Origin of the sequence: Caldisphaera sp. (genome assembly GCF_046536515.1) — an archaeon.
Taxonomy (GTDB): Archaea; Thermoproteota; Thermoprotei_A; order Sulfolobales; family Acidilobaceae; genus Caldisphaera.
In genome coordinates this window covers 1-11,119 of the sequence record NZ_JAWDMQ010000042.1, presented here as the reverse complement: position 1 = coordinate 11,119, position 11,119 = coordinate 1, and the positions used below count along the sequence as shown (strand labels likewise).

General features: G+C 32.7%; 12 protein-coding genes. 10 read left to right on the top strand and 2 right to left on the bottom strand.

The genetic code is table 11. The features are described 5' to 3' along the window. The first annotated feature begins 131 nt into the window (after window positions 1-131). Together RXO53_RS06320 and RXO53_RS06315 are read left to right on the top strand one after the other, a co-directional pair. Window positions 132-1,187: an NAD(P)-binding protein gene (locus RXO53_RS06320; protein ID WP_410713400.1), complete on the top strand. Its 1,056-nt coding sequence runs from the start codon at window positions 132-134 to the stop codon at window positions 1,185-1,187. A 4-nt stretch (window positions 1,188-1,191) separates the two neighbouring features. Next, complete coding sequence (locus RXO53_RS06315) at window positions 1,192-1,677, top strand: Lrp/AsnC family transcriptional regulator (RefSeq protein ID WP_410713399.1); 486 nt, start codon at window positions 1,192-1,194, stop codon at window positions 1,675-1,677. Here the strand turns inward: RXO53_RS06315 and RXO53_RS06310 are convergent. Then, entirely contained in the window at window positions 1,667-2,221 is a 555-nt protein-coding gene (locus RXO53_RS06310; RefSeq protein ID WP_410713398.1) for an archaemetzincin family Zn-dependent metalloprotease, read from the bottom strand. The genes RXO53_RS06315 and RXO53_RS06310 overlap by 11 nt on opposite strands. A 222-nt stretch (window positions 2,222-2,443) precedes the next feature. Between RXO53_RS06310 and RXO53_RS06305 the strand changes: the two genes are divergently transcribed. The 7 genes from RXO53_RS06305 (at window position 2,444) to mcm (ending at window position 8,400) form a co-directional block, all read left to right on the top strand. Next, the gene (locus tag RXO53_RS06305; protein WP_410713397.1) at window positions 2,444-3,115 is read left to right on the top strand and encodes an endonuclease III domain-containing protein; all 672 of its coding nucleotides are present in this window, start codon (window positions 2,444-2,446) and stop codon (window positions 3,113-3,115) included. Beyond that, window positions 3,076-3,585 carry a hypothetical protein gene (locus tag RXO53_RS06300; protein ID WP_410713396.1) on the top strand — a complete coding sequence of 170 codons (510 nt, stop codon included), beginning with the start codon at window positions 3,076-3,078 and terminating at the stop codon, window positions 3,583-3,585. The genes RXO53_RS06305 and RXO53_RS06300 overlap by 40 nt, the downstream gene beginning before the upstream one ends. A 122-nt stretch (window positions 3,586-3,707) precedes the next feature. Continuing rightward, window positions 3,708-4,943: a Cdc6/Cdc18 family protein gene (locus RXO53_RS06295; protein ID WP_410713395.1), complete on the top strand. Its 1,236-nt coding sequence runs from the start codon at window positions 3,708-3,710 to the stop codon at window positions 4,941-4,943. A 9-nt stretch (window positions 4,944-4,952) separates the two neighbouring features. Further along, complete coding sequence (locus RXO53_RS06290; RefSeq protein ID WP_410713394.1) at window positions 4,953-5,216, top strand: ArsR family transcriptional regulator; 264 nt, start codon at window positions 4,953-4,955, stop codon at window positions 5,214-5,216. An 11-nt stretch (window positions 5,217-5,227) separates the two neighbouring features. Then, the gene (gene moaC / locus RXO53_RS06285; protein WP_410713401.1) at window positions 5,228-5,689 is read left to right on the top strand and encodes a cyclic pyranopterin monophosphate synthase MoaC; all 462 of its coding nucleotides are present in this window, start codon (window positions 5,228-5,230) and stop codon (window positions 5,687-5,689) included. Between the two features lie 58 nt (window positions 5,690-5,747). Further along, entirely contained in the window at window positions 5,748-6,314 is a 567-nt protein-coding gene (locus RXO53_RS06280) for a GINS complex subunit Sld5 (RefSeq protein ID WP_410713393.1), read from the top strand. Then, window positions 6,307-8,400 carry a minichromosome maintenance protein MCM gene (gene mcm / locus RXO53_RS06275; protein ID WP_410713392.1) on the top strand — a complete coding sequence of 698 codons (2,094 nt, stop codon included), beginning with the start codon at window positions 6,307-6,309 and terminating at the stop codon, window positions 8,398-8,400. Before RXO53_RS06280 ends, mcm begins: the two co-directional genes overlap by 8 nt. Window positions 8,401-8,619: 219 nt before the next feature. Here the strand turns inward: mcm and RXO53_RS06270 are convergent, their stop codons facing one another. Next, on the bottom strand, window positions 8,620-8,745 hold the full coding sequence (locus tag RXO53_RS06270) for a hypothetical protein (protein WP_410713391.1): 126 nt from the start codon (window positions 8,743-8,745) through the stop codon (window positions 8,620-8,622). Window positions 8,746-8,896: 151 nt separating this feature from the next. Here RXO53_RS06270 and RXO53_RS06265 point away from each other — a divergent pair, with 151 nt between their 5' ends. Continuing rightward, complete coding sequence (locus tag RXO53_RS06265) at window positions 8,897-11,077, top strand: DEAD/DEAH box helicase (RefSeq protein ID WP_410713390.1); 2,181 nt, start codon at window positions 8,897-8,899, stop codon at window positions 11,075-11,077. Window positions 11,078-11,119: the final 42 nt, after the last annotated feature.

The window sequence follows — 11,119 nt, the reverse complement described above, 5'->3', positions numbered from 1 at the left end:
CTTGTCGTTCACTTTATCAATAGTAAGCTATCCATCCCTTCTCTAATAAAAGGGGACTTCAGCATCCTTAACCTTTATCGAGTTAAAGAATTATACTTTTGTTTTTGGCTTTTATTAAAGGGAGGAAAAAAGTGCAAGAATATAATATAATTGGATCTGGTCCAGCTGGTGCAGCTGCAGCTTATGTTCTATCTAAAAATGGATATAAAGTAAAAGTTTATGAAGCTAATAAAAGGCTGGCTATAAAACCATGTGGTCTTGGTGTACCATCTGTAAAAGATCTTCCTATAAAAATAAGCAAACAAAATATAATTCAAACAATAAATGGGGTAACAATGTATGTTGATGATACTATGGTTTTAGACAAAGAAAATTTCTTAGAAGGGTATATTCTAGACAAAGAAAATTTCTTAGAATCTTTAATTATAGAGTCTGGTTCAGAATTAATAAAAAATTCGGGTTTTAACTCATTAAAACACAATGTAAGAGAAAACGGTAATATAAAGGAATTAAAAAGTGCTATCATAGCGGGAGGTTTTCCATTTTATAAGGGAGAAAAAATAGATGCTGTTCAGACAATCGTTAAATCAAAAAATTTGGAAGGATCAAAAAAATTAATTATATTTTTTGATACAGATATTGTAGGATATTATTGGATATTCCCTTTAGGTGATGAAATCGAGGTTGGTGTAGGCGGATATAGAAATGTTGAGGAATTGATTAAATTGTTGAACAAGTTTATAGATAATAATGAGTATTTGAAAGAATCTAGAATGATTTCATCAATTAAAGGGGCACAGATAGCGGTTGGGGGCGTTGATTTTGAATTTGATTATAATTTTCCTAAGATTGGTGAAGCGGCTGGTTTTGTTTTACCGTTAACCGGTGAAGGAATAAGGCCATCATTAATTTCTGGTATAGAACTCGCTAATTCTATAATTAACGGATATGATATTAAGGATCGTCTATCTAAGCTAAAAATAACAAATTCCATTAAAATACAAAGAAAAATTTTGGAGAGGGTAAAGTCTATGGATAGAAGTAAAAGAAAGGAATTATTATCAAGCATGCCCGCAGAAGTTCACGCTGAAGTAGCTTTGGGAGGTATGAGCAAATTTAAAATTATTAAAGCTTTAGCATCAAGACCTGATTTGGCTCTTAAATTAATGAATTATATGGGGGATTAATTCTATGAGACAAGGAGGTATAGATGATAAAGATATAGTTATTATAAAATCACTTGAAAGTGATTCTAGAAAACCATGGAGGCAACTAGCTAAAGAGCTTAATTTGAGCGAAGCTACAATATATTTAAGAATAAAAAAATTAGAAGAAAATGAAATAATTAAGGGGTTCACAATAAAGGTAGATCCTTTGAAGATTGGACTTTCAATAACGGTTTTTCTATTAATAAAAGCAAGAGCCGAAAACATAACTCAAATAAAAAAAGAATTGGTTGATTTGGATTATATTGTAGAAATACATGAAATTACAGGTTCTTATCAATTTTTAGTAAAAATGCTGGCCCCTTCTCAAAGGGAGGTATCAAAAGCTATAGAAAATATAATGAAGATTCAGGGTATTGTAGAGGTAAATACATTAATGTCTTTGAACACTCTTAAATCTGGTGAAAATGTAATAGGGGCTCTTGATTATTGGTTGAATTCTAGGCATTAAATTTTTTATAAAACGAAACGAGACTTGATTTACATTTTTCACAAAAATCAGCACTTTTATTATCTACATCAGCTAATTCGTTGCTGAAATTCATAACGCATCTATACGAACTACAATGATCTAATCCAAATAAATGACCTAGCTCATGAATACTTTCTTTTAGTAATCTTTCATTGTATTTAGATGACTCATTTGATTTCAATCTCTTTGTATAAACAGATGCTACCTTTATTTCAGTATTTGCTAATCCGAAGACAAAATTTAAATTATTATAGTATGCATCAAAACTTGCTATACCTAATATATAAAATTCTGGCACTTTTAAAAATTCTTTATATTTCGAATAAACATATTTATTTATTTGATCAGCATCATATTGCATTCTATTTATATCATATGCATTGAAAGGAGGTTGTAATGACCATAAATGTGGATATAATTTAATAGGAAATGGAAAGTGAAGAGGTAAATTTTCTATTAAATAATTTGTTTCTTCCAAGTTAATATTACCTATAGGCTGAATCATTACCTTAATTTCCTTCATCTTTCTGCACCAAAGACATGCCAACAATGTTTATAGTTCACATATTAATGCTCTTAGCTTTAAAAATAAATAAGTTTTCTATTTAATTAATAATAGAGATGTGCTGAGGCAAACCGAGTGAGAGCAAATGCTCAATGAACGAGAGCTCTCTATGCGAAAATGGTTATATATCATAAAGCGAACGACAAACCTCGCCCTGAAGGGCGGGGAGGAGGTCAGATTGTGAATAGGATTAAGGCTAATGGAAAGGAAGTATATGATATGCTGGCAAAACATTTAACAATAAATGAGAACGAATTTTCCCCAATGATTGCTTTGAATAAAAATAAAAATCCTTTCTCAATACTAGTTTCTATTATATTAAGCCAAAATACTACAGATAAAAATGCGATAAGGGCATACAATAATCTTTATGAGAAAACTAAATTAGATATCAATAATATAATGAATTTAAGCGTAGATGAATTGTCAGAAATTATAAGGGTTGCAGGTCTTCCTAAACAAAAGTCTAGGTCCATTATTGAGCTTGCTAAGTTCATAAAAGGTAAGGGAGAACAATATTTAATAGAAAAAGATCCATTGGAACTAAAAAAAGAACTTATGGAAATACCCGGTATTGGCGAAAAAACTTGTGATGTATTTTTATCTTTTTTTAGAGAGTTTCCTGTTTTTCCAGTTGATACACATATTAAGAGAATTGCATTAAGATGGGGTTTATCAGATAAAAAGTCTTATAAAGATATATCAAATGCTCTTATGGACTTTTTTGGGAAGGAACTATCAAGAAATGCACATAAATTGATGATAACCTTTGGGAGGAGCTATTGTAAATCAAAAAAACCGAGGTGCCATGAATGTTTTCTGAAAGAGATATGCCCGTCTGCCCAAGTTTGATAGCTATTTCATTGCCTAATAAGCAATCCTGGGCATTTGAAGAAATAAGCGATACCGTGTTTGAAAAAGATTATCAGGCATCAATAGTTCCATCAAAATACAAGGGAGTTTATCTAATTTATCTAAGGCAAGCTTCATTATATGAAGTTATAAAGAATTTTTCTTTATATAGTCATGCTTTCATTAGCAGAGTTATACCTGTTAAAATATGTGATAATAAATTAGATTTAGTTATAAAAAAATCTTTATCTGATTTACCTAAAGGGTTTATAAAATTGATAGTTCATCTTAGGGAACCTTTGAAGGAAAAAGTGAAAGAAGAGGATATTTCTAATATTATTATTAATAACGGTTATAAATTAACTAAAAAATCAAATTATGCCCTTGTTTTAGAGAGCATAGAAGAAAATTATATATCAGCAAGCGGTATTATCAGAAAATGCGGGCCGTCATGTATTACCGTTTATTAATTTAGCAAAAAGTATATCAGATTTCTTAAAAAATACTTTCACTTGCGGGAGTGAGATTAGTTAAAGAGGTTACTGAAAGTGATAACTACTATTAGATACAATGATATGGAAGGGGTTACCTGATGGCAGGAAAAATATTTGCAAATAGAGCCGTATTTGACGAAACATACATACCATCAACTTTACTAGTTAGAGATAATGAAGCTAATGTTTTAATTTCAAGATATTTATCTCGGCTTGGAGAAGGGTTAGGTTCTACTGATGTTTCTGTTGTTTACGGATCTATAGGTAAGGTCGGAATAGGGAAAACAACATTAGCAAAGTATGTCTCAAGGATTTTACTTAAAAAAGCGGAAGATAAGGGTATGAACTTCAAACCTGTTTACATAAATGTTTATGGAGCTCCGAGTTTACATCAAATACTATCTAGGATAGTATCAGAGTTGGAAATGAATATACCGGTTAGGGGTAATGCTACTATTGAAGTATTAAAAGCAATATCAGATTTCCTTTATATAAAAGATGCGCATGCATTAATTATATTAGATGAGTTTCAATCATTGCTTATGTCTACAAAGCTTAGTGATGATGAACTTTACTTGCTTTTAAGAGTTTATGAAGAGATACCTCCTAAAGATAATATAAATAGGCTCAATTTTCTTTTGGTTTCTCAAGACTTTAGAGTTTTAACTTATATGAAAGAAAGGATACCTCAAGTCGAATCGCAAATAGGGTTCAGAGTTTATTTGAGACCATATAATAGTGAGGAATTAAAGACTATAATTGAGCAAAGAGCTATTGAAGGGCTTTATGAAAACGCTTACGATCAAGAAATTTTAAACATGATAGCTGAATATTATGGTTATACAGATACGAAAGGTGGAGATGGTAGTGCTAGGAAAGCAATACTAACCTTAAGAATGGCAGCTGAGATAACAGATGCGGAGAATTCTAATAAAATAGAAGAAAAGCATGTTAGAAATGCTTTGAGTGCAGACGCTGTTTCCAATATACCGCTAGATATAATAAGGTCTCTAAGTCTTCATGAACTCTTAATATTACAGTCTATATCTGATTTATTGATAGGCAAGGGTGGTTGGCTTACTAGCGGTGAAGTTGAAGACGAATACTTCCATCTAGCCCGTAATTATGGTGAAGAACCTAGAAAGCACACACAATTTTACGAATACATAAAAAACCTTAGTAACATGGGATTAGTTGAGACAAGGATTTCTGGTAAAGGTATTAGAGGTAAGACTACTATAATAAGGCTACCCTTAGATATTCCTCCAGAAAGGTTGAAAGAAGTAATAGAATCTATATTATTAGATAGGGTAGGAAGTCCAAAGCCAAACTAGTGAAGAAAAATGGATATAGAAAAAGTTTTGGCAAGTAAAGGTAAAGTAAGGATATTGAAAGTTTTAATGAAAGAAGGTCAAGTAAATATATCAAGGCTTGTTAAGCTAACTGGTTTACATCATGATGTTATAGTTAAAAATATGGAGGATCTAAAGGAAATGGGTATAGTTGAAGAAAAAAGGTATGGAAGGCTTAGAATTTACATGATAGACCTTAGAGATCCTAAAATAAGTGGTTTATATGAGATCTTTAAAGAAATTGAAAACCTTTAAGGTTTGGGCACATAAACTTAATTGGTGAAAAAATGGCGCAAATGGTAGATGTTACAAACAAACCCATTATATATAGAGAGGCTATGGCTAGCGGTGAAATAAAATTAAGAGAAGAAACCATTAAAAAAATATTAAACAAACAAATTGAAAAGGGAGATGTTGAAGCAGTTGCTTCGGTAGCTGCAATTATGGCTGCAAAAGATGCATCTAAAATTATTCCTCTTGCTCACCCCTTACCAATAACAGGGGTAAGTGTTAATTTTTCATATGAAAAGAATAAAGTAAAGATAACTGTTAAAGTAAAAACGAAGGCAGAAACAGGAGTAGAAATGGATGCATTAGCGGGCGTTACAGCTGGATTATTAGCCGTATGGGATATGGTTAAACAATATGAAAAAGATTCCAATGGCATGTATCCAGATACTTTTATCACTAACGTAAAGGTAGAAAATAAAATAAAGAAGGAAATTTAATAAAAGGGCTCAAACTTCCTTATACGTTTCCGTTTCTATTAAAAAATGGGTACAGGAGTTGAAATTTGAAAAAAGACTAAAATTATTAAGTTATGATTCAATAGTTAGACGAAAAAGAGTTATGATGAAAAAAGACTATGTATTATCTTTTCCAGATGGAACAATTAATGCAAAGAAAGGGGACGAAATTGATATACCAATGTGGCAAGCAGAATACCTAAAAAGCATTGGGGTTGCTGATATTAAAGATGAAGAGGTTGATATAAATTATATAAACACTTATCATTTTAGAGAAAAAAAGAATCAGGCTCCTAATCAATTAACATCTTTACCTCAAGACTTCTATATAAAAATTGGTAATCTTATAAAAAACCTGGATAATGCAATTGCAAAAACACCAACGCATATGCTTATAAATGATAGGGAAGTAGCGGAAAAGAACTTTATCGAGCTTTCAGAAAATAGGTTGTTAAAAATAATAAGATTGTCTCAAACTAATGGTGACGATTTAAAAGATCGTATGACGCCCGAGGAAGTTTTAGTCTATGTTATGATCAAAGATATAATTAGTTCATGGAAAAATTATGTCTTGTCTTTATCAAAGGGGTTGATGGGAGTTGAGTAAAGAAGTTACACAACAAATAAGTTATGGAGAGAAGTTTAAGGATTTTTTAAGGAATTATAGGGATTCAACAGGAACATTTAAATATGTTGAAAGAATACACAGAATGATGAACATGGATATGTCAAGTCTAAACATAGATTATCCTGACTTATATAGATACAACACTGCATTAGCTGAAGCTCTTATAGACAACCCTGATGATATTTTAATACAATTTGGTGATACTCTAAAAGACATAGTTTCCAGCGAAGATTCATCATATGCCGAAAAGAAAGGGAAATTCCATATAAGAGTATACGGTTTATTTGATACAATAAAAATTAGAGAAATTAGAACAAACCATTCAGGTAAGTTAATACAGGTTGAAGGCATAATTACGAGGATGCACCCTATAAGAAGTAAAATGATCAAAGCTACATTTAGGCATGAAAAAGAGGGATGTAATGCAGAATTTTATTGGCCCTCTGAAGAAAATGAATACATTGAAGATAAGATAGAAAAACCTACAATTTGTCCGGTTTGTGGTGAAGCAGGGGGTAAATTTACCTTAATTAAAGGAAAATCATTATATATAGATTGGCAAGAATTAACTGTGCAAGAAAAGCCTGAAGACGTTCCTGGTGGCCAAATGCCCAGAAGCATTCCAGTTCAATTAATTGATGATTTAGTAGATATAGCAAGGCCCGGCGATAGGGTAACAATAGTTGGTATTGTCAAATTACAGCAAACAGGGGTTACTTCTTTAAGCCCTCTATTTGAGATTTATATTGAAGCAAACAGTGTTAAAGTTTCAGAAAAAGTTTTAGAGGAAATAAGTATAACAAGAGAGGATGAAGAAAAAATATTAGAATTAAGCAGAGATCCATGGATTAGGGAAAAGATAATATCCAGCATAGGTACAACAATTTACGGTCATTGGGATCTTAAAGAAGCCATAGCCTTACAATTATTTGGTGGTATACCTAAACAAGCAGCGGATGGTACGAGAATAAGAGGGGATATACATTTATTATTTGTAGGAGATCCGGGTGTTGCAAAGAGTCAATTACTTCAATCTGCATCTAGAGTTGCGCCTAGAGCAGTGTTTACTAGCGGTAAAGGATCTACTGCAGCAGGATTGACGGCAACTGTAGTAAAGGATTCAAGAACAGGAGAATTCTACTTAGAGGCAGGCGCTCTTGTTTTAGCAGATGGAGGGCTGGCAATAATAGATGAGTTTGATAAAATGAGACCAGAAGATAGGGTATCTATTCATGAGGCTATGGAACAGCAGACAATAAGCATATCTAAAGCAGGAATTGTTGCTAGGTTAAATGCAAGAGCGAGCGTATTGGCTGCAGGTAACCCAAAGTGGGGTATGTATGATATAAATAAACCTTTTCCTGATAATGTTACCTTACCTCCAACAATATTATCAAGATTTGATTTAATTTTTGTTGTTAGGGATGAAATGAATAAGGAAAGAGATCAAAGACTAGCAAGGCATATATTAGATGTTCACAGTGATTATGATAAATTTGCTCCTGAAATAGATCCGCAATTATTAAAGAAATACGTTATATATGCAAAGAGATATGTTAAACCAAAGCTAACAGAAGAAGCAAAAAATCTGATAGAATCCTTCTTTGTTACTTTGAGGGGTAGTGCATTAAATATAGGAAATCAAGAGGGTGGACAAACGCCAGTTCCTATAACGGCAAGACAACTTGAGGCTATAGTAAGGTTGGCAGAAGCACATGCAAAAGTATCTTTAAAAAATGAAATTACAGAAGAAGATGCAGAAGAAGCAATAAGGTTAACTATATCATTTTTAACGAGTGTTGGTCTAGATATAGAATCAAATACTATTGACATAGGCATCATAACTACTGGATCAAGCTTTCATTCAAGAAGACTAATGAGTTTGGTCGTAGATACGCTCAAGCGTTTAACTGAAGATAAACCTTGTGCAAAATTAGACGACCTTGTTGATGAAATTGTTAATACTCAAAAAATACAAAAAGATAAAGTAATAGAGGCCATACAAAAAGTTCATAAGGAAGGCTTAATTATTGAAACACGTAATAACTGCTTTAAGCCAGCATAATTTTCTTAAATTAAGTCCTATTTAGAAATAAACGATGTTTTAATAGCGTTTTTAATAGAGAGTTCATTGATAAGTATGAGTGCTTCTACTTAAAAATAATAAAATTATGGAGTTCTTACTATTCAAGGTTGACATAAAGCCCATTAATATTCTGACCTCCTCCCCGCCCTGAAGGGCGAGTTCCCTGAGGTCTTAAGGGTTACACCCCTTTTATGGGTGCTACTCTATTATCCCCCAAGCCGATATTGCGGGAGAAATCGGCTCCCGCTCCTCATGCTTTAAGGGTTGATCGGCCTGGAGTCTTATTTTATTACACTTGTTAGTTGGGGTAGAGGCGTACCTCATGTTTCAGTGACGCATACCCCTTTAGCAGCTGTCTCAATTTTTAATAAGTTTCTAAACTTAAAAAAACTTTATTCCGCCCCTTCTAGGGGTTTGTCGTTCGCTTTATCAAATTAATTTCTTTAAAATTTAACATGTTTATAAGTTAAAACCTTTGAACAGAGAAAGAATTATGGGAATAAGATTGACGAATAGCATAACAATGGATTTAATGAGAATTATGGGTTATAAGACCTTATATCCGCCGCAGAAGCTGGCTTTAGAAAAGGATTTAGAAAACGGAAAAAGCATATTGATTGCATCTCCAACAGCCTCTGGAAAAACTTTTGTAGCATTGGATGCAATAATAAATTCCTTAAAAAGAGAAAATAAGAGAGCTATTTATACAGCACCGTTAAGAAGCATTGCATCTCAGAAATATAAAGAATTTAAAAAAATAGAGGAAATGGGATACAAGGTAAGGCTTAGCATAGGAGATTATGAGGAAGGACCTCCTAAAGCTGACGTTTTAATAACAACTTATGAAAGGCTCGATTCTATAATAAGAAATTCACCTGATATATTAAAACAGATCGGATGTGTCGTTATAGATGAAGTTCATTATGTAGATGATGAAAAAAGAGGTCCAATTTTAGAAACATTGATATCGAAGATATTATACAAAACCCCGAGTTTACAGGTAGTTGCATTAAGTGCAACTGTGCCAAATGCTGATGAAATAGCCAGATGGTTAAATGCAGATTTAGTTTATTCTTCATGGAGGCCAGTTCCGCTTTATGAAGGGGTTTATAAAGATGGTATAATAGAGTTTTCCGATGGTAAAAAGAGAGAAGTTAGTATAATATCTAAAGAGCCAAGTATTGATTTGGCTATAGACATATCAAGTAATGGAGGACAATCTTTAATTTTTGCGCAATCAAGAAAAAGGGTTGTACAGCTAGCTAAAAAGGCTTCATCATTCCATCAATATTATAGTTATAATAAAAATATGGCTAAGAATTATGCAAAGAAAATACTTTCAACAGGTGGGCCTAAAAGCTTAAGAGAAGAGTTGGCTCAACTAATTTTAAATGGAGTCTCATATCATCATGCAGGCCTTTCAAATGAGCAAAGGAGCATTGTGGAAGAGGCATTTGTAAATAATGCTATATCAGCAATAATAGCTACCCCTACCCTTGCTGCAGGCGTTAATTTGCCGGCAAGGAGAGTTATAGTAGATGAATACTATAGATATGAGAGGGGTTATAGATCTCCAATAAAAGTCTCCGAATATAAGCAATTAGCAGGTAGAGCTGGTAGGCCTGGTTTGGATCCTTACGGTGAAGCTATAATAATTGCAAAGAGATCTGATAGCTCTGAAGAATTGATTCAAGTATATATAAATGGAAGTTTGGAAAAACTAGAAAGCAAACTCTCAGGACTTAGAGGATTAAGGCATTCTGTATTGGGAGCTATAGCATCAGGTATTTCTAATGATGAGGAAAGCATAATGAGCTTACATAAGAACACTTTATATTATCTTCAGAGGGGTGAAAAAACTATTTCACGTTTATTAAATACTGCCATAAAGCAGTTAATTGATTGGGGTTTAATACAGACAGATAGCAATAAGTTGTTTTCAACAAATTTAGGCTACGTTACTTCAAAAACTTATCTTGACCCTGAGAGCATACCAATTCTTAAGAGAATATTGGGCAAAGTAAAGAAATTTAGCGAGTCTATAATCTTATATATCATTTCATCAATGCCTGATATAAATCCCTTTATAGTAAGTAAATCGGAAGAAGATAAAATAATGGATAGGGTATTGGAAGATGCATATGAACTTGTAGATATCATAGATTGGATGGGACCGGAAGAGGTTGAAGTTATCAAGACAATGTTCGTTTTAAAGGATTGGATTAATGAAGTTCCAGAAGATAAAATAACAGAAAATTATAATATAGGTCCAGGGGATATAGCATCTTTAATTGATAATGCAAAATGGATAGCAAGATCTTTAGGAGAGATATTAGAGGTAATTGGAATTCCTAACGATGTAGTTGCTCAGTTTAAATTGATGGAAAAAAGAATCGAGAGCGGGATTAAACCTGAGCTATTTGAGTTAATATCTATACCAGAGATCGGTCGTGTTAGAGCGAGAAGGCTTTATAACTCTGGCTATAAAAGTTTAGCTGATTTAGCTACTGCTAATCCTAAAGATTTACTAAAAATAAGTGGTATAGGTCCATCAATCGTCTCAAAAATATTAGAGTACTTTAATAGAAATGAAGAGAGCAAAGAATATAAGAAAAAAGAGGAAGAAGGGTTAGAGTTCGACCTTTATCGTGACTAATAGTCACTTTTAATGACTATTAATCACAAGGCCTCATCACTC

Bases quoted from the DNA above. Each gene is read 5' to 3' on its own strand.
- RXO53_RS06270 (WP_410713391.1), bottom strand. From the start codon at position 8,745: ATGAGGTACGCCTCTACCCCAACTAACAAGTGTAATAAAATAAGACTC.
- RXO53_RS06310 (WP_410713398.1), bottom strand. From the start codon at position 2,221: ATGAAGGAAATTAAGGTAATGATTCAGCCTATAGGTAATATTAACTTG.
- RXO53_RS06290 (WP_410713394.1), top strand. From the start codon at position 4,953: ATGGATATAGAAAAAGTTTTGGCAAGTAAAGGTAAAGTAAGGATATTG.
- RXO53_RS06295 (WP_410713395.1), top strand. From the start codon at position 3,708: ATGGCAGGAAAAATATTTGCAAATAGAGCCGTATTTGACGAAACATAC.
- RXO53_RS06300 (WP_410713396.1), top strand. From the start codon at position 3,076: ATGTTTTCTGAAAGAGATATGCCCGTCTGCCCAAGTTTGATAGCTATT.
- RXO53_RS06315 (WP_410713399.1), top strand. From the start codon at position 1,192: ATGAGACAAGGAGGTATAGATGATAAAGATATAGTTATTATAAAATCA.